Source organism: Facklamia sp. P13069 (assembly GCF_050409405.1).
GTDB lineage: Bacteria > Bacillota > Bacilli > Lactobacillales > Aerococcaceae > Facklamia.
This window is the reverse complement of record NZ_JBNUPN010000010.1, coordinates 19,806-40,477: the sequence shown is the minus strand read 5'-3', so window position 1 is coordinate 40,477 and position 20,672 is coordinate 19,806. Positions and strand designations below refer to the sequence as shown.

Sequence of the window (20,672 nt, the reverse complement as noted above, 5' to 3'; positions counted from 1 at the left end):
TCCTCTTTATTATGATTATTATATTTCGGTTAGAAGGTAGTTAGTTTGTCAAAAGGAAAGAGGATTATTTTAATTTTTGAAAGTAGATTTTTTTCAGGTATTAAACCGATTTTTCTTGAATCTACCGAACTTTTACGATTATCGCCTAAGCAATATAAGTAACCTTCTGGGATCGAATCAACTTTAAGATCCTGTGTTACTTGGTCTGTTAAATAGGGCTCATCAATTTTTTCACCATTGATATAAAGTATATTATCAATATATTCAATGGTATCTCCCGGAAGGCCAATAACTCTCTTAATATATTTTTTCTTTTTTTCCGGAACGTTAAATACTACTATATCAAAACGGTCAATCTTAGTAATTTGACTTCCTATAACGATATCGTTTTGTTCAAAGGTATTCATCATAGAAGCTCCTTCAACTTTATAAACACTGAAGATAAAAAGTCTTAGCATCATTAGGACGATAAAGAGTGAAATAAACCACTTATTATCTCTTACTAAAGACTGGATTGTATCCATTTCAATTCTCATGATATGTCTCCTTACATTCCATAAATCACGAAAACATTTTTTAATAATTATGCAAATAGAACTAAGTTATGAATAAAAATTTTATAAGAAAAAGATTTAAATAAAGGCAATAGCTTTTCTCCTATTCTTTCTTCATAGCATATTTTGAAACTAATTGTAAAAAATATCCATTCTCTAAAGTTATTTCTGATTTAGTAGGTGTTACATTGAGTAGAATGATATTATCGAGTGTCTTTACCTAATTGAATTATCAAAAGATCAGCGCTAAGAAAGATTTATTTAAATAGTCTTATTCAATTAATTAGATAGGAGAGCTACCGTTTAATAATAGATAAAACACCCTCTCTTTTCATTTATTCATCACCATAAGAGACCGGCAAATGCCAAATGGCATCATTATAGTCTCCAATGGTCCGATCACTTGAGAAGAAGCCAGAATTTGCAATATTAACAACTGATTTTTGATACCAAGTGTCAATATCCTCATAGTCTCTTAGCATCTGTTCCTTAGTTGCAATATAGTCTTCTAAATCAATCAAAGTCATAAAATAATCCTTATGAATTAACTCCTGATGCAGACGGTTTAAACGCTCTTCGTTACCAAAATACAACATACCATGGGAAACAATGAAGTCTACTAGAGGTTTGATCGTTTCTCTTTGATAATATTCATTGGATGAATAACCATTACTTTTATAGAGTTGAATAATTTCCTGACTTTCTTTTCCAAAAATATAGATATTATCTTGGCCAACTTTTTCAAAAATTTCAACATTAGCACCATCTAATGTACCAATCGTTAGGGCACCGTTTGCCATAAATTTCATATTTCCTGTACCCGAAGCTTCTTTTGAAGCCAAGGAAATTTGTTCAGAAATGTCGGCTGCCGGAATAAGATAGGAAGCATTGGTAACATTATAATTTTCAACCATTATTACTTGTAAGTGTGGAGCCACCACCTTATCTAAACTAATCAATTGTGACAAAGTTAAGATAAGATGAATAATATCTTGTGCAATTGTATAGGCGGGTGCAGCTTTTCCTCCAAAAATAACGGTAATAGGTGTTTCAGGAATATTCCCCTTTTTAATATCTAAATATTTATGAATTACCCATAAAGCATTCATCTGTTGTCGTTTATATTCGTGGAATCGTTTGATTTGAATATCAATAATTGAGTGTTCATTAATTGTAATCTTCATTCGGTCTTGCAATCTTTTCTTCAACCGCATCTTGTTATTGTGTTTGATGGCTCTTAGTTTACTTAATGTGCGCTCATCGTCTTTAAAATCTATAAATTGTGAAAGATCAGCATTTCTATGCCAAAGCGTTCCGATTTTAAGGTCTAGATATTCTGAAAGTTCCTTGTTAGCGTCCATTACCCAACGGCGGAAGGTGATGCCATTGGTCATATTGTGGAACTTGTCAGGATAGATCTCATAAAAAGGTTTTAAAGCCGTTGTTTTTAAGATTTCAGTATGTAATTCTGCGACACCGTTGACAGAAAAACCAAAGTGAATGGCTAAATGAGCCATGTGGACATAATTTGAATTATCAATAATCCAAACTTCAGCCTGATCGGGATAGTGTTTTCTAATCACTTGGTCGAGCCGTTGAATAATATTGGCGATTTCTGGCATGATTAATTGAATATCATTGAAAGGCCAAGTTTCTAAGGCTTCGGCTAAAATAGTATGATTTGTAAAAGCAGTAATCTTAGTCACAATTTGATAGGCTTCTTCAAAGTCAATGCCTTCCTTCATTAAAAGGCGCACTAATTCAGGAATTATAAAGCTTGGATGGGTATCATTGATTTGAATAACGGCATAATCAGCTAAATCATGTAAATTGCTACCTTTTTCTTTAGCTTCATGTAGAACAAGTTGCGCTCCATTTGAAACCATAAAATATTGTTGATAAATCCGTAGCAATCTTCCTTCATGGTCTGAATCATCAGGATAGAGGAAGAGTGTAAGGTTTTCTTTAATATTTGTCTTATCAAAATCAATTGAGTCTTCAGAAACAATAGACTCATTGACAGTGTCTAAATCAAATAGACGCAAGCGATTACGATGAGTTTGTTTATAACCTAAAACATCTAAGTCATACAGAGTTGATTTTAGAGTGAAAGAAGCATAGGGGACTTCGAAAGTCAGGTGAGATTTTTTAATCCAGTCTTGACCAGTTAACCATGCATCTGGCACGGTGTGTTGTTGATTATTAAAAAACTCTTGTTTGAATAAACCAAAATGATAATTCAAGCCAATTCCATCACCATTAATCCCCATCTTGGTAATAGAATCGACGAAACAAGCAGCGAGTCTACCGAGGCCGCCGTTTCCTAAGGAAGGTTCTCTTTCAGCATGTTCTATGTCCATTAAGTTCTTTCCGTTAGCGATTAATTCGTTATTAATTTGATTGTAAATACCTAAATTAATTAAATTGTTACTCAATACTTTTCCAATTAAGAATTCTGCAGAAAAGTAATAGAGTTTTCGCTTTTGGTCTTGATCTCGGTAGGGTAATCGGCGAGATTCATCTTTTACCACTTCCATTAATACGGTATATAGTTCTTTATTATCACAATCATAAACTTTTTTTTGAAAGAGGTCTTGAGTATAACGCTCTAGTAAAGTCATAAGTTTCTCCTTTATAGCGATTTATTGAAAAGAATCGTTTTATAACAAAATTCAAATATCCTTTTGTCTTCTTCATTATAAGTGAAAGGGCAATGACCTGCAATTTAATCTACTACTGAATGGGACGAAAAAGGTTCCCATCCATCGATTAAAGCTGATGAATAGGGTGGAGTGTGAATATTTATAATTAATTAATTTTTTTATACTTCTCTTCTAAGCGTGCCATCCACCAACCTAAAGCACTTCCTAATAAGAGCATGAGGCCGCAAATTGCATAGCCACTAAGTTGAAAACTTGTGTATTCGGTTGGAATGATCATAAAGGTAGATGCCAGAACAACACCGAAAATAAAGTGGAAGAACTTTGCATAGTAGCGGTCAAAAATTCTCTCAATTAGTTTAGACAAGAGCAGTATTGTTAATAGACCACCAACTCCAATTGGAATAATTACAGTCAGGTCTAAACTTTTGAACCCATCAGACATTAGCTTGTACATGCCCATGTAAAGAATAAAATTTGAAGGGCTCAATCCCGGAATCAGAACTCCTAATGCAATCAAAGCTCCTGCGATCATCCAAGTAAAGAAGTTTGCTGAAAGCTGTCCGCCAAACCATGATTGTCCAAATATAAGCAAACATAAGGCCGCAATAAAAGAAAGAACCATTACAATCAAATCTGACTGATTGCGTCCTTCTTGACTAGCTTCTTTCCACAGTGAAGGAATCATACCCACTATGCATCCTACAAAAAACCACATGACATAAGTTTCATAATTTTCGAGAACATGGCTAACCCCGAAGGATAGGATGACTATGCCAAACAGGGCACCTAAACCGACAGGTATGAAGAAAATGATGTTTTCAACGAAGTCTTTAGTGATATTAGCTAGAAAACGGATAATTCGTTCATATAAACCAAAAATTGCCGCTAAAGCACCACCAGAGACTCCGGGTAAAATAAAGCCTGATCCAATGAACATGCCTTTGACAAAGCGCCAAATCCAATCAATTGTTTTTTTCATAAATTGCCCTCCATAGTTCAATACTTTTTCAGTTTAGCCCTTCTTGGTAAAATTTTCAATGAAAGTTAGCATGATGCTTGAGTAGGTCTTTTGAGGAATCTATTGTATAATAATATTAGTATGATATAGGAGGAAAAGTTATGAACATAGTTTATTTTTCTGATAAATGTCCGAATACGGAGGCTTTTATTAGCCGCTTAGATCAAATGGAAGTGAGCTACAAAGCAGTCAATATAACTGATTCAATGAAGAATTTAAAAGAGTTTCTTAAATTAAGAGATAGTCGTAATGAATTCGATGAAGTTAAAAAAAATGGCAATGTGGGTATTCCTGTTTTATATTCTGAGGATCGATTAATCTATGATTTGGATACAATTAATGAAAAAAAGTAAACAAGTCTTCAAGAGAATAGTTATAAGTATTACCTTCATTATTTTCAGCCTCTTTTTAAGACTGCCGACTAGCCACGCCCAAACGGAGTCTGATTTTTATGACATGTCTATTGAGATAGTAAATGACTTAACAACTGAAGTTAGTGATCAAGAAGATCAACAGTTACGAACCTTAAAAGATTCCTTAACAGAGTTTGATGTGGAGTATAAAGTAGAACAATTGGCTAAGAAATATGATCTAGAACCTAAAAGAACGACCCTCGATTTAGAAGAAAATTACCGTATGGAGTCCTTCCTTTTAAGAGAAGATGCCCCATATGGTATGGAATTAATTGCTATCTATCAAGTCGATCAGTTAGTCTATCTAGCCAGTCAATATTATGGGGCCCTCGAATTTATTGAAGAACAAAATCAATCCATTGAAATAGCTCGTGCTGTTGCCAAAGATTTTCAAATAATGGCCAGTCTGCAAGGGAATATTATGGAAGATGACGGCCTGTTAGTAGAAGTATCGTCTAAAGACAAGCAAGATGACTATCGTTTAGCTTATTTTAGAGAGCAAGCGGTTTTATCAGACTATCTGATCAATGAATTTTTAAAAAGCCAAAAGATTGAGGGCATCAATTCTCAACTAACCCTTGAATTAGCAGAAAAGAAAGAAATTCCTGATCCAACAGATGAAAAGTCAGAGGATTTAGAAGACGATAAGCGTCCTCTAGAAGAGAAATTAAAGGGCATGATACCCGCTTCCTTAGCTGAGTCTGAAATAGTTGCATTTGATGACTATCAAGATAATATTATAAGTCTTGAAGATCAAATTAAGCTTTATCAATCCAGAATCCAGACAGAGATTACGGCTGATAATTTTTCTCGAGAATCTATTATCGAACAATTAGGACAAGCAAGTAAGAGCAAAAAGCAAGATAACTTAGAGTCGGACGAATATTACTTTCTTTCTAAAAATAATTTAGTCTATCTTAACTTTATTTATAGTGAAGAACAATTGTTGCAAGCTAATTTCCATTATTTCGATGAAAATTGTTTTAAAGAAGGTAAAGATTTCCAGTCTCTGCTAACAGATTATGAAAACAATGGTTCTATCACAGTAGCAGAAATTGAAGAAGACCTCGGTTCAGCTGATAGTGCGGCATATTATATGATGACTGGCTTTTCTTATTATTCATGGGTGAGCTTTTCGGATAATATCCGCCAATTAATTGCAAGTATACAACAAGATCAAATTATTAATCTTCAAATTGATGAATAAAATCACTAATTATCACACACAGGAAGAAGGATCAAAGTGGATCAAACAACAATTAATTCTTTGATGGAACAAGCTCGTGAAGCAGTAAAAAGAGCCTATTGCCCATACTCAAATTTTCCCGTTGGAGCAGCATTGTTAACTAAGGACGGTAAAGTTTATACAGGTGTTAATATTGAAAATGTGTCCTTTGGTGCTACTAATTGTGCAGAGCGCTCAGCAATCTTTACGGCTGTATCCGAAGGATACCGTCCAGGTTTTATTGAGGCAATTGCAGTAGCAGGGGATACGGAAGACTTTTTAATGCCTTGCTCAATTTGCCGTCAAGTATTGGTAGAAATGGCAGAGCCTGACACTCCTGTCTATTTAACACGTAAGGACCAATCCATCTATCAAACAACAGTCAGTGAACTTGTACCAATGGCTTTCCAAAGCCTAGATATGTAAAAAATACAGGAGGAATTATAATGACACAAAAATTGTTACATACTTGCTATCGAATTAAAGATAGAAAAGCGAGCTTGACTTTCTATACGGAAGTTTTTGATTTTAAAGTGATGCGTGATCGTCGCTTTCCAGAACATCAGTTCGATTTGCTTTATTTACAAGTTCCTGGATCAGATTTTGAATTAGAGTTAACCTATAACTATGACTCGGAAGGCTATACTATCGGAGATGGATTCTCTCACATGGCTATTGGAGTGGATAATCTTCAAGCGCAACATCAAAAATGTAAGGAAGCTGGTTACGAAACAACAGAGCTCAAAGGACTTCCAGGTCAAAAAGCTTCTTACTTCTTTGTATCTGACCCTGATGGCTATCGACTGGAAGTGATGGATAATAAACAATTGGCTTAATACCAATGTTTGATTAAAGTTAAATGGATATAAATAATCAAAAGGGGCAAAAAAGGGGCAATTAGAAAAGTTTGTTAAGCTTGTTTTTAGCCTCTTTTGTCATTTTTTCAGAAACGTGTGTATATACTTTTAAAGTCGTTTTAGGGTTTGAGTGCCCCACTCTTTCCATTATATATTTGATCGGAAAACCTTGTTCAGCAAGCAAAGAGATATGTGTGTGTCTAAAAACATGAGAAGATAGTTTAGGATCTATTGTTTTTAAAAGATGCTGCAAGTAAGTATAGGTTATAGGTCCATTATGTTTGCTTGCAAAAATATAAGTTGCTTCATCACCAAAATTGATATGATTGTACTGAATTCTTTTTTTAAATATTTCATCTATTCTGTCTGTGCTATCTATTACTCGATTGGAACTGTTATTTTTAGTTTTTACAACTTTGTTAGTCATTCTTTCAATCGACTTGTTTATGTGAATTTTTCCATCTTTATAATCATCTTCTGTCAACGCTCTTAATTCGCCTATTCGCATACCTGTTAAAATTTGAACCTCAACAACATCTGCATAGAGATCACTTATGTTTTCTCTTAATCGTTTAATCAAATCAGGAATATCTTTGCTATCTATAAAAGGAGTGCGTTTGGAAGTATCTTCTTTTATAAAGATATCGCTAAAGCCATTGATCAACGGAATTTCATATTGATTTCTAGCATATTTTAAAGCAGATCCAATCATTGCTTTAATACTTATCGCCGTCAGAGCAGACAAATTTTTATCGTATTGAACACGATCTATTATCGTTTGAATGTCCTTAACAGACATTTTATCAACCATATAATTATATTCTGGATAATTTTTTATATGACGTTTATAAAAACCATAATTTTTTATATAAGTTGAGTGCGCCCAATGTTTCTTTTTAAAATCAATGTATTCTTTAATTAATTTACCAAACCTAATTTTTTCTGGGGTTGGTATTTGATTTCTAGCTATTTTATCATTTAATAATTTCGTAGCTTGTTTCTTTGCTTGAGCAGATTTACTGGTTAAAGTAACAGAGACTTTTTTATTTTTTCCAGTTTTTTCATCAAGGTATCGCTCACAAAATTTATACTTTCCGTTGGGTAAATCTTCAACCCACATGGTCAATTCTCCTTTCATTTGGTATAATAGGGTACAGAAAAGACACCCTTAAAAAGGGCTTTTCGTATTTATCAAACGTGCACCGTGAACCTGGGGAGGGGAACGGTGTATTTTTATAATTAAATTACAGTAAATATCGTTAAAATAATGCTCAATTTTATCTAGACACCTTCTAAAAAAACTAGACACCTCATAAATTTTAAACTAGACACCTAGACGCGAAATAGACACTTCATAGACACCTCTTGTCCTTATTGCGATAGGGTTTCGGGGTATCCTGTCTATAGTGTCTATATTTTTTACTATACAGTATGATATATAGTAATAGCATATATATGAGGGGTATATACCATGCTATAGAGCATATATAGTGTTGGTAGACAAAACTAGACACCAATAAATAATTAAAATTATTTTGGATCGTAGGTAAATCCTTGCGGATTGCCTGTCAATTTAGAAGAGTTCAAAATGAACTGAACTTGGGCGGAAGGCTCGAACAAGACATATCCAATCGAAGCTTTAACTGTTTTATTAGGAAGGACATCTTTATCTCCAATCGCTACACTTTCTTGGTCCTTGGCATTTGCTAATTGACCGTTGGCACCTAAAAGGACTTCCACCGTAGCTCCTGATTGCTGCTGAGCTGTAAAGTCTCCGACAAATGCCATCCAAGGGCTAACAGGATTTTTAGTTTTATTAGTAAACTCCATATCAATTACTAGTACCTTTTTATCAGGAAACATTGCATTATCAACTACATACATTTCTCTTATATTGTATAAAGCATTTGGTGTTTCATAGAGCTGTTTGTTATAACCAAGGTCTTTTAGTTCTTCGTTGATTTCACTGACTCTTTCATTTAAAGGTTCTAGTTTCTTCATCATTTCTTCTTGCAGTTTATTAGCTTCCATATTGATTTCTTGAAGTTCTGTTAATAATTCATCAATTCTCTCTTGATCAGGATTTTCCTCTGCATAGACTGGAGCGCCGCTTAGTAAAAAGCTACAAGTTATTGTTAATAGTATTTTTTTCATTTTGATCTCCTCCTAAAATTGATATAATTTTCTTAAGATATATGACCCTCAGGGTAGCCACTCAACAAGTCATCAGCTTGCGAGTGGTGTTTTTTTATAAACTATTTAAAACTTTGACAGCTTTACCAATGATTCTCGGTTGATCATCTTGATTAACAATGATAGGGTCATAAGCATCATTTTCAGCTTCTAACATTACATTCTCACCAATATATTTTACTCTCTTAAGTGTAGCCTCATTACTATCAGCGAATAGAACTGCAGCAATCTCACCATTTTCAACATTTTCTTGTTTTCTAATCATTACGTAAGATCCCTCTTTAATAATCGGTTCCATTGAATCTCCTTGTGCCACTAGAAAGAACAGATTACCACTAGGTAATAATTCAGTAGGGAAGGCTAATGTGTCCGATATGTTTTCTTCTGCCAGAATAGGGTCACCACAGGCAATAGAACCTAATACTGGTATAGATTTTGTTTGTTTAATTTGGATGATGTTTGAAATGTTCTTGTTGAATCGTGGATCAATGTCCGACTTTTTTACTTCAAAAAAATCTGCTAACTTTTGAACGTTTCCGGGGTTAGGTGTTGAAGTGCCTTTAAAATATCCGTTCAAAGTGCTCTTTGGAATTTTAATTAATTCTGATAAGTCTGCTTGAGTAATGTTCTTTTGTTCGAGCAACGCGCTTAATTTACTTGAAATAATCTTTCTCAATTCTAATTCTTGAGGAGTTAATTCGCTTCTTGCCATTTTACTCACCTCTTTTCTTCTATATTATATCGAATCAATTCGTACTAGTAAATACTGAATTCGAAAAAAAATGAAAAGAATAAGCATTTTATAGTTGACAATACGAATATATTCGTATAATATAAACTTAACGAAAGGAGGGGTAACATGTTGATTTCTTTAAAAGCTTCAAGAACGAACGCTGGCTTAACTTCAAAACAAGTGGCAGAAATGGTTGGAATACATCAACAAACACTGTTGAAGTATGAGAAAGATAGTTCTAAAATCCCGATAGATTTACTTAATAAGTTGTCGATAATATATCAGATTAAAAGTGATGATATTTTTTTAGGTAAAGAATACGATTTAATTCGTACTATTGAGATTAAGAGAAAAGCTTCGCAACCATCCTAGAAAGGAGGATTTAGATGAAGAATACAAAAATAAAAATAGCGCTAATTTCAATTGCTATTGGAGTGGCGCTGAAATTAGTGCGTAAAAAAAAGTATACAACGAAACTTTATTTAACAAAAGATGAAATAGTTACACATAATGGTAACGGATTATTGGTCGTTCCGTTTAAAACTAAGATATGAGTTTATAAAACAAGGTATCACCTTCTTGATGATCGAGTTTTATTTTAACGGTTGAACGAACAATGTTACGAGTTTTAGGCTCATCAACTCTTTCGATCCAAACATAAATTTTGTTAGTAAATATAATGATTCGATGTTCGTTATTTAAATCAATGAAATCGATAGGGAATATATCTTTGTGAGTTAGAAACTCTGCATTTTATCTGCACCGAACTCAACCTCATAGTCAAATTTAGGCGTTTCCATTTCATTGCCGTTATAATCGTAATTTTCAGTCACAATCTCACCTCCTTTCTAAGGAGAGTATATCACGAAAGGAGCATGTAAATGAACGAACTATCATTATCAAATGATTTAAAAGTTGTAGAAGAAGAAATTTTTTCATTCTTTGAATTAGGGAAAAAATCTTTTTGGGAAATTGGTAAAAGATTAAAGCACATTAAAGAGAATGACTTAACTCACGGCAACTTCATGAACTGGTGTGAAACTAAACTTTCAATATCAAGTAAACAGGTTAATAAATATATTGCTGTTTATGAAAATTTCCCAAATTGGAAGTCAACTCCCAATTTAGGTTTAGAAAACATGTATCTAATCGCCACACTTCCAGAAGAACAAAAGCAAGAACAAATTGAAAGAGTGGAGCAAGGAGAACAACCAACTGTCCGAGAATTGCAGTCTCTAAAAAAACAACTCAAACAAAAAGATGAGATCATCAACGAACTTTCAAATCAAGAACCACAAACGGTAACTAAGGTGGTTGAAAAGGAAGTTTTCCCCAACGACTACCATGAAATCAAATCAAAGGTTAGTCAGTTGCAAATAACTAACCAACGACTGATAGAAGAACATCAGAAGTTGTTGAGAGAACAAGAGGAAGTCAATAAAAAATCAATTAAGTATGACGAACTCAACGAAGCGATTCAAGCTTCACAAGGTCAATTGAATCAAACGCAAAAGAAGATTAGTGAGTATAACGACTTGCACAAGTTACTGAAAGAAAGCAATAGCTTTTTAAGCAAAGCAAGTGCTCTTGTTTACAGCGATTTGAGTTCGCTGGCGCAGAGTGACCCACTCGTTCAACAAGAATTAAACCAATTGTTGAATAATTTAAATCGTTTTACTCGAGATATAAATGACCTATTGTCTCAAAAAATTATTTTAGAAGGAGAGATTATAAATGACTGATTTAGCAACGTTAGATCCACAAGGTTTAGAACAATTAGAGCATACAATTCAAACACAACTAAAACTAGTTCGTGAAATGAAACAAATGAAGAAAGACGTTGAAGATTCTGAAAAACGAATGACCAATTTAGTTGAACGCGTCACTAAAGAAATCACGATTAATTATGAAGAACAAAAACAAATTCAATCAAAAGTTCACACGTTAGCGAACCAATTTGCTAAAGAACACTTAGCAAAGACAAGACTAAATTATAGCGACAACTTATTCAAAGGGTGGAAAGGTTTATTCATACGAAGAATTCATTCTCGTATTAAAAATGTGATGAATGTTGTTCGATACACAGCTGTTAAAAGAGAAAGTTTTGAAGATTTGATGATCTACTTAGACAGTTTATCTTATCAATCGTTTAGTGGTAGCGAGCTGAACCCGACACCTGGCATTTTAAATTATGGAAGTAGAGGGTGTCAATTAATGAAGTGCCCAGCATGTCATAAAGAAATGGTAATCACGAATCAAACAGAAAAGACAAAGACGTTTTACTGTTCAATCTGCGACAAAGTGAGGTCTAAAAGGAGGGAGGATAATCATGGAACTGACACCAATACCAAATGATGTAATGTTTGCCACAACCACACAAAAACTACCTGAAGTCATTCTAGGACTTGGAAAACAACAAGCTGCTAGATACGTTTCAGAAATGTATGAAGATCCAGAATTTTCAGACGGGGTGATTAAACCGACGCAAAAGACGACGATAGTAATTATCTCTAGATTTATTGAATTCCTTAGAAAAATGGATGCAGAAAAATTTAAGTAAGGAGGAACGCAAATGAAAAACATAATTAAAAACGTCGCCCTAGTCACTACAGGATTGATAGTCGGTGTAGTGGTAGGGCGAGTGGGAAACCAATTCAGCAACATTGTAGTGAATAAAAACGGAATTAAAATAAAGGACAAAAAAATTAAGATTCTTTAATATCAACAAAATTTTTGTTAGGACTAGACAAGTCGGGCGTTAAAGTACCATCAATTTCTTTTATAAAATTATGACTTGAAAAAACATTTGTTCCTTCGGGAGATTGTTCTGTGATTAATATCAAACCATTAGAATATTTAATTCTAGTTTTGATATAGCCTGGACGCATTTCGATAACCTGAAATTGAGGCATTTGTCCATCACCATTAATTTTCAAATCCATTTTCTCACCTCGCTTTCTATTTTTTTTGTATTACCTAAATCAGAAATACTACTTATACCATTAGCAAACGACTTGGTAGCGTTGATTACATCTGGCGTTATATGAGAAAGAGCTTCTGTTCCCAAGTTAGATTTAGCGAATGTTTTAGCAAGTTCTGTCGAGTTCTTCAATAAATCATTCACTCCAGTCTGAATGGTGGGGCAACACAATTTAAATATATCACAAGCAAGATACACGATCAACAAGATGTAGTGCTTAGATAAAAACAATACACAAGATATGGGGGTAAATATGTTAGAAAAATTAAAAAAAATAATCATTGATGATGGAAGAAGTATCTATGAAATAGCAAAAAAATCAGGATTAACCTACTCACTAGTCCACAACATAGTGAATGGAAAGACAAAGAAAACTATACGATTAGAAACTGCTTTTAAATTAGCAGATGCATTAGGAGTGGATGTAAATGAATTTAGGGAAAAGGAGAGTTAAATGAACATCAAACTAGAAGAAAACTGTGAAAGACTTAAAAGAGAAAAACTGCAAGAAATGAAGAAAAGACAAGATAACATTCTTTACTTCGTTCTTAATTTTCTGTTTTTCTCCATTATCGCATGGCCGTTCGTTTCATTACTTTTTGAAGAGTTGGGGTGGTACTAATGAAAAACAACATAAAAAAAGTCCACACGGCAATGCGGACTCAGAAAAAATATTTTCATGATTATTATAACACAAAAAAGAAAGGAAGAGGTAAATGTTAATTCAGCTAGAAGAAATGAAAATCAGGAACTTTAAAGGGTTTAAAGATTATACATTTAAACCAAAGGGAAAAGATACGGATGTGTTTGGAGATAACGGAACAGGAAAAACAACTCTATATGATGCCTTTCTTTGGTGTTTGTTTGGCAAAAATAGTGTTGATCAATCAGATACTAAGTTTGATTGGAAACCACTTGATAGCGAGGGTAATGAAGTTCATAACTTAGAAACGGAAGTCATATTAAAACTTTCAATTGATGGTGAAGAAAGAGAATTTGCTAGGAACATAACAGAAAAGTGGACGAAAAAGAGAGGGTCTGTTGAACAACTATTCGATGGGCACACTACCTCTTATTATATTGATGGCTTAAAAGTTAAGCAGAAGGAATACAAAGATCAAATTGAGTCATTGATTAAAGAAGAAAATTTCAAGATGCTCACAAATTTAAATTACTTTCCTGAAGTAATGAACTGGAAAGATAGAAGAATCATGTTGCTAGAAATGGCAGGAAATATCAGTGATGAAGATGTTATAAAAGAAAATTCAAAATTAAGTCCTTTGTTAGATTTAGATCAAAAACTTTCTATTGAGGATCATCTAAAACTAACAAGACAAAACAAAAAACAGATCAACCAACAAGTAAACGCATTGCCTGGTCGCATTGATGAGGTCGAAAGAAGTTTACCTGATATTAGTAAGCTAGATAAAAAAGCTATTGAGAAAGAGAAAGCTAAAATTGTTGATGATATTCAAAAGGTCAATGATGAAAAGCAGATGATTAAGAATGGTTTCTCAGATATTCAGATAAAAGCAGAGTTATCAGAATTAAAGGGAATTTATCGTGATTTAGACATTAAGTATAGTGAAGCGATAGAAGATGACCTAGTTGACTTAAAAAGTTTCATTGAAGCCAAAAAAGAAAAGCTTGCGAGTTTAGAAGATCTTCAAAGACAAGAAGAAAAAGCTCAATTTGAAAGAGAACTTAAAATATCAAGCTTAAAAAGTGATCTGGCTATCAAGTCTGAATCCAAAGAGAATTTGATGCAGATGTTTTATGAGGTTAGAGATGAAACGATACCATCCTTTGAAGAACATTCTGAAATTTGTCCGACTTGTGGCCAGATGTTGCCAGAAGATAAAATTCAAGAACTTCAAAAGAATTATGAAGAAAAGGTTAAGCAATTTAACCTTACCAAAGCTAATAAATTAAGTGAGATTCAAGAGAAAGGTAAAGTTGTCGCTGAAAAGATTGATCACTTAAATAAAGAGATTAATTCACTACAGAACAGTCAACCAGAGACAGATTCTTCTGAAAAGATTATTCAATTACAAAAAGAATTGTCAGAATTAAATCTTCAGTTATCTGAAAGAAAAAAAGACAAAGTTAAGTTTGATGAAACAGACGAAGCCAAAAATATTATGAGACAGATTCATGATAAAGAAGATGAACTAAACGGTGGCCAAGAGTTAGCCAACGAAAGATTAGTAGCGATTGATAGTAAATTAAAAGAACTAAATGAAATGGTAAGTAACAAAAATGATTTGCTGTATCAATTCGATTTATACGATAAGCAAAAAGAACGCATGAATGAACTTATCGAAGAGCAAAAGAAATTAGATAAAGAATATGGCAAGTTAGAACAACTTGAATATCTTATCGAAGACTTTATCAAAACTAAGGTCGATATGTTGACTGATAGCATTAATAGCCACTTTAAGGTTGTTAAATTCAAATTGTTTGGCGATGCAATAAACGGCGGTTTAATTGAAATGTGTGAGCCTACTGTTAACGGGAAAAATTATTCTACAGGATTGAATAACGCTGCAAGAATTAACGCTGGTCTAGATATCATAAACACCTTGATGAAATTCAATGATGTTTATCCACCAGTTTTTGTAGACAATGCGGAAGGAATTAATGAACTAATAGATATTGACACACAATTAATCACTTTGAATGTTTCTAAAGATCAAGAATTAAGAATAGGAGAATAAAAACATGGCAAATGAATTAGCAATTCTACAAAAAGATATCACAGATTCTATTAATAACAGAGTAAATGAAATGCAAAGTGAGGGGTTAGCACTACCTAAGAATTATAACTTCTCAAACGCTTTGAAAAGTGCCTTTTTCAAGCTTCAAGAAACTTATGATAAAAATAGAAAGCCTGCTTTAGAAGTTTGTACTAAAGAGTCTATTGCAAATACTCTTTTAGACATGGTGACACAAGGGTTAAGTCCAGCCAAGACACAATGCTACTTTGTGGTTTATGGAGATAAATTACAAATGCAGCGGTCATACTTTGGTACTCAAGCTGTTCTTAAGCGATTAAGTGAAGTAAAAGATATATGGGCGAATGTTATTTATGAAGGAGACACGTTTGACTATGAAATTAAAGATGGCCGGGAAAGATTTTTAGCTCATAAAACCGAATTAACTAATCGTGACAATCCGATAGTAGGCGCCTATGCAGTTATTAGAACAAGTGAAGATGAAGAAATCTTAACCGTTATGACAAAAAAAGAGATAGAAACATCATGGAGTCAGTCGAAAACTTCTCAAAGTGTACATAAGAAATTCCCTCAAGAGATGGCAAAGAGAACAGTTATTAATCGTGCTGCTAAAGCCTTTGTAAACACTTCTGATGATAGTGACTTGCTAGTAGAAGCTATCAATCGAACTACTGAAAATGAATATGATAATGACACACCATCAATCAAAGATGTAACGAATGAAATTCAAGAAAAAGCGAATAAAGAAGTTCTAGATTTCGAACAAGAAGAACCTAAGAAGATTGAAGAATCTCGAGAAAATGTTGTCGAGGTTCAAGAAGTAATAGAGACTCAATCTGAAAACACTGAGCAAATCAATATGCTTGAGCCAGGATTTTAATTATGAAAATTACTAGTTATGGATCAAGTAGTGCAGGCAACTGCTACCTTATCGAAGATAAGGGGCAGTTGATCATGCTAGAGGCAGGAGTTAAACCAAAGAATATTAAACATGATATTTCAGAAATTGATGGACTTCTCATTACACATGAACATAATGACCATGCGAAGTATGCCAAGCAAATTATTAAACGTTGTGCGAGCAATCTCTATTGTACAAAAGGGACCTATGAAGCATTAAAGGATAAGCCAGATAGCTATCGATTTATGCAGGTCCACAGCAAACAAAGCTTTAATGTTAAAAATTGGCGAATATTACCTTTTGATGTGGAGCATGATGCAGCAGAGCCAGTTGGGTTTTTAATTGATACACCAGGAAAGAAAAGAATCCTATTTGCCACAGATACTTACTATGTTCGATACAAGTTTAATAAGGTGACTCATTTAATGATTGAGTGTAACTATCACTTGGAGGCATTACAACATAATTCTGAGCTTGGTTTGATTGATAAAAAAAGATATACAAGATTACTTACTAGTCATTTTGAATTAAATAACGTTATTCAGTTTTTAAAGGCTAACGATCTTAGCCAACTTGAAGAAGTTCATTTATTGCACTTATCAGACACAAATTCAGATGCAGAATTATTTAGAGAAAAAGTAAAGCAAGTAGTAGGCGTGCCAGTTTATATAGCAGGAAGTGATTAAATGGCAGATATTAAATGGATAAAGTTATCGGTCAATATGTTTGACGATGAAAAGGTAAAACTCATTCGAACGATGCCAGAAGGCGATTCTATCAGCATGATATGGATACAAATGCTTTGTCTAGCTGGCAAGATAAATGACGGTGGGATGATCTATATGGGACAAAATTTAGCATATTCTGATGAAATGTTAGCAACTATTTTAGGTCATCCGATAAATATCATGAGGGCTGCTCTCAATACATTAGAGCAGTTCTCAATGATTGAAATAAATGATGACGGAATGATAGATATTGTCAATTGGGAGAAACATCAGAGTACAGATAAAATGTCTCAAATAAAAAGCAAAAATCGCGAGAGACAGCAAAAATATTATTATCGACAAAAGTTAAGAGAGATGGGTTTTCATAACAAGGACATGCCCGATGAACTTGATGATTTAATAGAACTGTATAAGAAACCTAACGTTAGGTTGACGTTAGCTAACGCTACAGAAGTAAGAAGTAAGAAGTTAGAAGATAGAAGTAAGAAGATAGAAGTAAGAAATAATAATAATGATCTTCAATCTATTGTCAATTTCTATCAAGAAAACATCGGTCAAGCAAGTTCTTTTGTAATCGACTCTTTAAGAGACTGGTCAGAGATGATAAGTCCAGATGTAGTGATGGAAGCTATTAAAGTAGCAATAGAAATGAACATTAAAAACATGAAGTATATCAATGGAGTATTAAAAAATTGGCTTAGTCGAAATGTTAAGACGGTAGAAGATGTTAATGCTCTAAGAGTAGAACATGAAAACAAAAAAGCTAAACGAAACTACAATCAGCACATAAAAACTGAACCAGTTCCAAGCTTTATGACGAATAAGCAAGGAGTGAAATCAGAAGTTGTTAGTAAAGAAAAGCAAGAAGAAATGAAGAAAAGACTGAAAGAAACTTTGAAATCTTGATGGGAGGATTTTAAATGTATGCAGTTATTAATGAGGAAACGGGAGAGGTGTTAGAACAATTTGATACGAAACCATCAGCCGTAAGGTGGTGGAGAGAAAAAAACTTGAATGACAAGGGAGTGTTCGAAGCGCCTTTCTTGGTAGCAATACAAAAGGTGGATAAAGAACACCATTCTGTTTTTAAAGATCCTCTTAAAAAATTTGAACAAGTGGTTCCTCAACGTAAAAAGAAAGGGATTCAAACCTTCGCTATTTATAAAGGCGAAACAATTATCATGATTGGAACGGCAAGAGAAATCGCAGAAAAATACGAAGTGGATACACAAATAGTGTATGGATACGCAAAAGATATGAAAGTGAGGAAAGGTGGCGTTTTTAAAGACCTAAGGTTTGCTCCTTACGATGATGAGAATTGGAGAGGAATGGATAAGATTTGAAATTTAAACCTAAAAGAAAACACAAGTACAGAGCTAAGAAAGTAGTTGTGGATGGAATTACTTTCGATAGCAAAGCAGAAGCTATGTATTATAACCACTTGAAAGTTTTAAAGAAGGCTGGAGTTGTTAAGAACTTCAGCCGACAAGTGGAGTATGTACTACTAGACAAGCTTGAACATCCTAGCACGGGGAAAACAGTTAGAGCTATCAAGTATGTATCCGATTTTATGATAGCTTACACAAATGGAAAAAGTGAAGTGGTTGACGTTAAAGGTGTAGTGACCAAAGACTTTAAAATTAAAGCGAAACTATCCATGAATAAATATCAAGTGCCTTTAACAATAGCTAAATATGATTACAAGACGGGTAAATTTACGCATGAATATTTTTAGGAGGGATTATTATCAACCATGTAAATTTAATAGGTCGTTTAACTAAAGAAGTAGACCTTAGATATACGCAATCTGGCACACCAGTTGGCAATTTCACTTTAGCAGTAAATAGGAGCTTCACAAATGCAGAAGGAGAAAGGGAAGCAGATTTTATAAGATGCGTGATTTGGCGTAAAGCTGCAGAGAACTTGGCTAATTTTACACGTAAAGGGTCACTAATCGGTTTAGAAGGATCTATTCAAACTAGAAATTATGATGACGATCAAGGGAATAAAGTTTATATCACAGAAGTTAATGTTAGGAACTTCCATTTGTTGGAACCTAAAGAAGTGACAGAGCAAAGACCGATAGACAACAACAGCCAACAGACATATCCTTCAAATCGGCAAAACGTGCCACAGGAGACCTTTTCTCCTAGCAACCAATATAATCAACCATTTACACAACAAAACGGCTCACAGGCGCAAGATTTCAGTAATATAGGCATGGGAAAGTCAGAAATCAATGAAGATGATTTACCATTTTAGAATTTCCATAGCCAAGATAAAAAGTTGCTTTGAAAGAGGAAAGAGGTGAGGGTAATAAAGATTCTTGATGTCTGTTGTGGAAGTAAAATGTTTTGGTATGACAAAAACAACGAGAACACTATTTACCAGGATGTTCGCAAAGAGAAATTCGATATACATGGAAAACACGTTGATGTAAATCCAGATGTATTAGCCGATTTTAGAAATATGCCCTACCCAGACAATGAATTTGATTTGGTTATATTTGACCCACCACACTTAAAGTGGGCAGGTCCAAACAGTGTGATGAAAGCGCAGTACGGACAATTAGATGTTGATAACTGGCAGGATGATATTTCAAGAGGATTTGATGAATGTCTGAGAGTGTTAAAGCCAACTGGAACACTTATTTTTAAATGGTCTGATTGTCAGATACATGTAAAAGAGGTTCTGGCCAATATAAAATACAAACCTATTTTAGGAGACCAAAGGGGGAAAACTAGATGGTTGGTTTTTGTGAAGGAGGTAGGATAAATGAAGTTTATAAAATTGCATTGTTTACATGATGATGAAACCTTATATATAAACCCTAACTATATTTGTGTTATTAACAATCATAAAGGTCATGGAGTCATAACTTTAATAAACGATATTTACGAAGATAGTTATTGGGAAGTAAAAGAAACAAAAGAAGAAATCATACAATTAATAAAAGAGGTGGGTTAAATGTTAACAAAAGAATTTATTAAAAAAGTTAAAGAGATTAATGAAGATTGGGAAATCGGAGTAGTGGATAAGGGTATATACATTAAAATAGGTAGTGCATATTATTGTAGTGTAAGAACTAGTGAAACCTATGCGCTCGATACAAGATATGAAAATTTTTATGAAATGAGCGAATCAGATAAAGAAAACCTTTTAAAACTATGCGTAGAATACGCGTCAACTCCTATTAAAGATAGAGAAATTAAATTATCAGATGTTGAAAGAGTTATTTTGGAGAACGTTAAAACAATAAAATATTTAGCAAGAGATGAAGATGGCACACTGGGTGCTTTTGAATGGATTCCTGTTAAAAGGGATCGTTATTGGGAAGACGGAAACTATAATGATTTCGAAATAAACAGCGATTTATTTTCATTTGTCAAATGGGAAGACGAAGATCCGACTAAGATTAGAGATTTGTTGGAGGTTGACTAAATGAATATGAATCAATTAAAGTTTAAAAACTTATGTGCTGATTTATTTGATTTATCGCCTGAGAATTTATCAGAGAGAGAATTAAACATGTTATCCAAATCGGTAAATTATGCAAAATATATCACTGACCAAGAAATCAAAAGGAGAAAACAAAATAAAGAGGTGACTAAATGCACCTAATCATTCCAGTGCTTTTAACCGTACTTATCATGTCAGCAATTTACAGAAAGG

General features: G+C 33.6%; 31 protein-coding genes. 23 read left to right on the top strand and 8 right to left on the bottom strand.

The window, feature by feature from the left end; all coding sequences use genetic code 11:
* Window positions 1-29 precede the first annotated feature (29 nt).
* From lepB to ACQV2T_RS04370, 3 genes are all read right to left on the bottom strand, one after another.
* A complete protein-coding gene (lepB, locus tag ACQV2T_RS04380; RefSeq protein ID WP_428891647.1) occupies window positions 30-536 on the bottom strand; it encodes a signal peptidase I in 507 nt (168 codons plus the stop codon).
* 353 nt (window positions 537-889) lie between these two features.
* Complete coding sequence (locus tag ACQV2T_RS04375; RefSeq protein ID WP_428875752.1) at window positions 890-3,175, bottom strand: glycogen/starch/alpha-glucan phosphorylase; 2,286 nt, start codon at window positions 3,173-3,175, stop codon at window positions 890-892.
* A gap of 187 nt (window positions 3,176-3,362) precedes the next feature.
* On the bottom strand, window positions 3,363-4,196 hold the full coding sequence (locus ACQV2T_RS04370; protein ID WP_428893288.1) for a DUF368 domain-containing protein: 834 nt from the start codon (window positions 4,194-4,196) through the stop codon (window positions 3,363-3,365).
* 140 nt (window positions 4,197-4,336) lie between these two features.
* On the opposite strand from ACQV2T_RS04370, the gene ACQV2T_RS04365 reads away from it, so the two are divergent.
* From ACQV2T_RS04365 to gloA, 4 genes are read left to right on the top strand one after another with little or no spacing between them, the layout of a single operon-like run.
* Window positions 4,337-4,588, top strand: a complete 252-nt coding sequence (locus ACQV2T_RS04365) for a hypothetical protein (RefSeq protein ID WP_428881688.1) — start codon at window positions 4,337-4,339, stop codon at window positions 4,586-4,588.
* Window positions 4,575-5,855: a hypothetical protein gene (locus tag ACQV2T_RS04360; RefSeq protein ID WP_428874634.1), complete on the top strand. Its 1,281-nt coding sequence runs from the start codon at window positions 4,575-4,577 to the stop codon at window positions 5,853-5,855. Before ACQV2T_RS04365 ends, ACQV2T_RS04360 begins: the two co-directional genes overlap by 14 nt.
* Before the next feature lie 36 nt (window positions 5,856-5,891).
* Complete coding sequence (gene cdd / locus ACQV2T_RS04355; protein WP_428872834.1) at window positions 5,892-6,299, top strand: cytidine deaminase; 408 nt, start codon at window positions 5,892-5,894, stop codon at window positions 6,297-6,299.
* Between the two features lie 20 nt (window positions 6,300-6,319).
* Window positions 6,320-6,709 carry a lactoylglutathione lyase gene (gene gloA, locus ACQV2T_RS04350; RefSeq protein WP_428872835.1) on the top strand — a complete coding sequence of 130 codons (390 nt, stop codon included), beginning with the start codon at window positions 6,320-6,322 and terminating at the stop codon, window positions 6,707-6,709.
* A gap of 61 nt (window positions 6,710-6,770) precedes the next feature.
* Here gloA and ACQV2T_RS04345 read toward each other — a convergent pair whose 3' ends face one another.
* The 3 genes from ACQV2T_RS04345 to ACQV2T_RS04335 all read right to left on the bottom strand — a co-directional run bounded on the left by ACQV2T_RS04345 (window position 6,771) and on the right by ACQV2T_RS04335 (window position 9,635).
* The gene (locus ACQV2T_RS04345; protein WP_428892589.1) at window positions 6,771-7,850 is read right to left on the bottom strand and encodes a tyrosine-type recombinase/integrase; all 1,080 of its coding nucleotides are present in this window, start codon (window positions 7,848-7,850) and stop codon (window positions 6,771-6,773) included.
* Window positions 7,851-8,260: 410 nt separating this feature from the next.
* A complete protein-coding gene (locus ACQV2T_RS04340; RefSeq protein ID WP_428892590.1) occupies window positions 8,261-8,884 on the bottom strand; it encodes a DUF5067 domain-containing protein in 624 nt (207 codons plus the stop codon).
* Window positions 8,885-8,978: 94 nt separating this feature from the next.
* A complete protein-coding gene (locus tag ACQV2T_RS04335) occupies window positions 8,979-9,635 on the bottom strand; it encodes a LexA family protein (protein WP_428893287.1) in 657 nt (218 codons plus the stop codon).
* A gap of 153 nt (window positions 9,636-9,788) precedes the next feature.
* On the opposite strand from ACQV2T_RS04335, the gene ACQV2T_RS04330 reads away from it, so the two are divergent.
* From ACQV2T_RS04330 to ACQV2T_RS04305, 6 genes are all read left to right on the top strand, one after another.
* Window positions 9,789-10,028: a helix-turn-helix transcriptional regulator gene (locus ACQV2T_RS04330; protein ID WP_428893290.1), complete on the top strand. Its 240-nt coding sequence runs from the start codon at window positions 9,789-9,791 to the stop codon at window positions 10,026-10,028.
* 14 nt (window positions 10,029-10,042) lie between these two features.
* Complete coding sequence (locus ACQV2T_RS04325) at window positions 10,043-10,210, top strand: hypothetical protein (protein WP_428893286.1); 168 nt, start codon at window positions 10,043-10,045, stop codon at window positions 10,208-10,210.
* 327 nt (window positions 10,211-10,537) lie between these two features.
* Window positions 10,538-11,398, top strand: coding sequence for a DUF3102 domain-containing protein (locus tag ACQV2T_RS04320; RefSeq protein WP_428893285.1), 861 nt, complete (start codon window positions 10,538-10,540; stop codon window positions 11,396-11,398).
* Window positions 11,391-12,011: an ORF6C domain-containing protein gene (locus ACQV2T_RS04315; protein WP_428893284.1), complete on the top strand. Its 621-nt coding sequence runs from the start codon at window positions 11,391-11,393 to the stop codon at window positions 12,009-12,011. Before ACQV2T_RS04320 ends, ACQV2T_RS04315 begins: the two co-directional genes overlap by 8 nt.
* Complete coding sequence (locus ACQV2T_RS04310) at window positions 11,986-12,216, top strand: hypothetical protein (RefSeq protein ID WP_428872849.1); 231 nt, start codon at window positions 11,986-11,988, stop codon at window positions 12,214-12,216. The genes ACQV2T_RS04315 and ACQV2T_RS04310 overlap by 26 nt, the downstream gene beginning before the upstream one ends.
* 12 nt (window positions 12,217-12,228) lie before the next feature.
* The gene (locus ACQV2T_RS04305) at window positions 12,229-12,375 is read left to right on the top strand and encodes a hypothetical protein (RefSeq protein WP_428872850.1); all 147 of its coding nucleotides are present in this window, start codon (window positions 12,229-12,231) and stop codon (window positions 12,373-12,375) included.
* Here ACQV2T_RS04305 and ACQV2T_RS04300 read toward each other — a convergent pair.
* Window positions 12,362-12,598, bottom strand: coding sequence for a hypothetical protein (locus ACQV2T_RS04300; RefSeq protein WP_428872851.1), 237 nt, complete (start codon window positions 12,596-12,598; stop codon window positions 12,362-12,364). The genes ACQV2T_RS04305 and ACQV2T_RS04300 overlap by 14 nt on opposite strands.
* Complete coding sequence (locus ACQV2T_RS04295) at window positions 12,589-12,768, bottom strand: hypothetical protein (protein WP_428893283.1); 180 nt, start codon at window positions 12,766-12,768, stop codon at window positions 12,589-12,591. The genes ACQV2T_RS04300 and ACQV2T_RS04295 overlap by 10 nt, the downstream gene beginning before the upstream one ends.
* 121 nt (window positions 12,769-12,889) lie before the next feature.
* On the opposite strand from ACQV2T_RS04295, the gene ACQV2T_RS04290 reads away from it, so the two are divergent.
* From ACQV2T_RS04290 to ACQV2T_RS04230, 13 genes are all read left to right on the top strand, one after another.
* A complete protein-coding gene (locus tag ACQV2T_RS04290; protein WP_428872854.1) occupies window positions 12,890-13,090 on the top strand; it encodes a helix-turn-helix domain-containing protein in 201 nt (66 codons plus the stop codon).
* Window positions 13,091-13,258, top strand: a complete 168-nt coding sequence (locus ACQV2T_RS04285) for a hypothetical protein (RefSeq protein ID WP_428875914.1) — start codon at window positions 13,091-13,093, stop codon at window positions 13,256-13,258. It abuts the gene before it with no gap.
* A gap of 94 nt (window positions 13,259-13,352) precedes the next feature.
* On the top strand, window positions 13,353-15,353 hold the full coding sequence (locus ACQV2T_RS04280; RefSeq protein WP_428893282.1) for an AAA family ATPase: 2,001 nt from the start codon (window positions 13,353-13,355) through the stop codon (window positions 15,351-15,353).
* A 4-nt stretch (window positions 15,354-15,357) separates the two neighbouring features.
* Window positions 15,358-16,251 carry a recombinase RecT gene (locus tag ACQV2T_RS04275; protein WP_428893281.1) on the top strand — a complete coding sequence of 298 codons (894 nt, stop codon included), beginning with the start codon at window positions 15,358-15,360 and terminating at the stop codon, window positions 16,249-16,251.
* A gap of 2 nt (window positions 16,252-16,253) precedes the next feature.
* Window positions 16,254-16,958 (top strand): MBL fold metallo-hydrolase, encoded by a 705-nt coding sequence (locus tag ACQV2T_RS04270; protein ID WP_428893280.1) that lies wholly within the window; start codon window positions 16,254-16,256, stop codon window positions 16,956-16,958.
* On the top strand, window positions 16,959-17,906 hold the full coding sequence (locus ACQV2T_RS04265; protein ID WP_428893279.1) for a phage replisome organizer N-terminal domain-containing protein: 948 nt from the start codon (window positions 16,959-16,961) through the stop codon (window positions 17,904-17,906).
* A 14-nt stretch (window positions 17,907-17,920) separates the two neighbouring features.
* Window positions 17,921-18,343 (top strand): hypothetical protein, encoded by a 423-nt coding sequence (locus ACQV2T_RS04260; protein WP_428872863.1) that lies wholly within the window; start codon window positions 17,921-17,923, stop codon window positions 18,341-18,343.
* Complete coding sequence (locus tag ACQV2T_RS04255) at window positions 18,340-18,735, top strand: DUF1064 domain-containing protein (protein WP_428893278.1); 396 nt, start codon at window positions 18,340-18,342, stop codon at window positions 18,733-18,735. The genes ACQV2T_RS04260 and ACQV2T_RS04255 overlap by 4 nt, the downstream gene beginning before the upstream one ends.
* Window positions 18,736-18,743: 8 nt before the next feature.
* Window positions 18,744-19,262: a single-stranded DNA-binding protein gene (gene ssb / locus ACQV2T_RS04250; RefSeq protein WP_428893289.1), complete on the top strand. Its 519-nt coding sequence runs from the start codon at window positions 18,744-18,746 to the stop codon at window positions 19,260-19,262.
* 45 nt (window positions 19,263-19,307) lie between these two features.
* Window positions 19,308-19,775 (top strand): class I SAM-dependent methyltransferase, encoded by a 468-nt coding sequence (locus ACQV2T_RS04245; protein WP_428893277.1) that lies wholly within the window; start codon window positions 19,308-19,310, stop codon window positions 19,773-19,775.
* Complete coding sequence (locus ACQV2T_RS04240; protein WP_428893276.1) at window positions 19,776-19,967, top strand: hypothetical protein; 192 nt, start codon at window positions 19,776-19,778, stop codon at window positions 19,965-19,967.
* Complete coding sequence (locus ACQV2T_RS04235) at window positions 19,968-20,441, top strand: hypothetical protein (protein WP_428893275.1); 474 nt, start codon at window positions 19,968-19,970, stop codon at window positions 20,439-20,441. It abuts the gene before it with no gap.
* The gene (locus tag ACQV2T_RS04230; RefSeq protein WP_428893274.1) at window positions 20,442-20,621 is read left to right on the top strand and encodes a hypothetical protein; all 180 of its coding nucleotides are present in this window, start codon (window positions 20,442-20,444) and stop codon (window positions 20,619-20,621) included.
* Window positions 20,622-20,672: the final 51 nt, after the last annotated feature.

Coding starts and splice junctions, on each gene's coding strand:
- ACQV2T_RS04270 (WP_428893280.1), top strand. CDS start 16,254: ATGAAAATTACTAGTTATGGATCAAGTAGTGCAGGCAACTGCTACCTT.
- ACQV2T_RS04325 (WP_428893286.1), top strand. CDS start 10,043: ATGAAGAATACAAAAATAAAAATAGCGCTAATTTCAATTGCTATTGGA.
- ACQV2T_RS04370 (WP_428893288.1), bottom strand. CDS start 4,196: ATGAAAAAAACAATTGATTGGATTTGGCGCTTTGTCAAAGGCATGTTC.
- ACQV2T_RS04335 (WP_428893287.1), bottom strand. CDS start 9,635: ATGGCAAGAAGCGAATTAACTCCTCAAGAATTAGAATTGAGAAAGATT.
- gloA (WP_428872835.1), top strand. CDS start 6,320: ATGACACAAAAATTGTTACATACTTGCTATCGAATTAAAGATAGAAAA.
- ACQV2T_RS04260 (WP_428872863.1), top strand. CDS start 17,921: ATGTATGCAGTTATTAATGAGGAAACGGGAGAGGTGTTAGAACAATTT.
- ACQV2T_RS04360 (WP_428874634.1), top strand. CDS start 4,575: ATGAAAAAAAGTAAACAAGTCTTCAAGAGAATAGTTATAAGTATTACC.
- ACQV2T_RS04340 (WP_428892590.1), bottom strand. CDS start 8,884: ATGAAAAAAATACTATTAACAATAACTTGTAGCTTTTTACTAAGCGGC.
- ACQV2T_RS04265 (WP_428893279.1), top strand. CDS start 16,959: ATGGCAGATATTAAATGGATAAAGTTATCGGTCAATATGTTTGACGAT.
- ACQV2T_RS04275 (WP_428893281.1), top strand. CDS start 15,358: ATGGCAAATGAATTAGCAATTCTACAAAAAGATATCACAGATTCTATT.
- ACQV2T_RS04240 (WP_428893276.1), top strand. CDS start 19,776: ATGAAGTTTATAAAATTGCATTGTTTACATGATGATGAAACCTTATAT.
- lepB (WP_428891647.1), bottom strand. CDS start 536: ATGAGAATTGAAATGGATACAATCCAGTCTTTAGTAAGAGATAATAAG.
- ACQV2T_RS04375 (WP_428875752.1), bottom strand. CDS start 3,175: ATGACTTTACTAGAGCGTTATACTCAAGACCTCTTTCAAAAAAAAGTT.
- ACQV2T_RS04230 (WP_428893274.1), top strand. CDS start 20,442: ATGAATATGAATCAATTAAAGTTTAAAAACTTATGTGCTGATTTATTT.
- ACQV2T_RS04300 (WP_428872851.1), bottom strand. CDS start 12,598: ATGGATTTGAAAATTAATGGTGATGGACAAATGCCTCAATTTCAGGTT.
- ACQV2T_RS04280 (WP_428893282.1), top strand. CDS start 13,353: ATGTTAATTCAGCTAGAAGAAATGAAAATCAGGAACTTTAAAGGGTTT.
- ACQV2T_RS04235 (WP_428893275.1), top strand. CDS start 19,968: ATGTTAACAAAAGAATTTATTAAAAAAGTTAAAGAGATTAATGAAGAT.
- ACQV2T_RS04345 (WP_428892589.1), bottom strand. CDS start 7,850: ATGTGGGTTGAAGATTTACCCAACGGAAAGTATAAATTTTGTGAGCGA.
- ACQV2T_RS04320 (WP_428893285.1), top strand. CDS start 10,538: ATGAACGAACTATCATTATCAAATGATTTAAAAGTTGTAGAAGAAGAA.
- ACQV2T_RS04315 (WP_428893284.1), top strand. CDS start 11,391: ATGACTGATTTAGCAACGTTAGATCCACAAGGTTTAGAACAATTAGAG.
- ACQV2T_RS04290 (WP_428872854.1), top strand. CDS start 12,890: ATGTTAGAAAAATTAAAAAAAATAATCATTGATGATGGAAGAAGTATC.
- ACQV2T_RS04285 (WP_428875914.1), top strand. CDS start 13,091: ATGAACATCAAACTAGAAGAAAACTGTGAAAGACTTAAAAGAGAAAAA.
- ACQV2T_RS04365 (WP_428881688.1), top strand. CDS start 4,337: ATGAACATAGTTTATTTTTCTGATAAATGTCCGAATACGGAGGCTTTT.
- ACQV2T_RS04310 (WP_428872849.1), top strand. CDS start 11,986: ATGGAACTGACACCAATACCAAATGATGTAATGTTTGCCACAACCACA.
- ACQV2T_RS04305 (WP_428872850.1), top strand. CDS start 12,229: ATGAAAAACATAATTAAAAACGTCGCCCTAGTCACTACAGGATTGATA.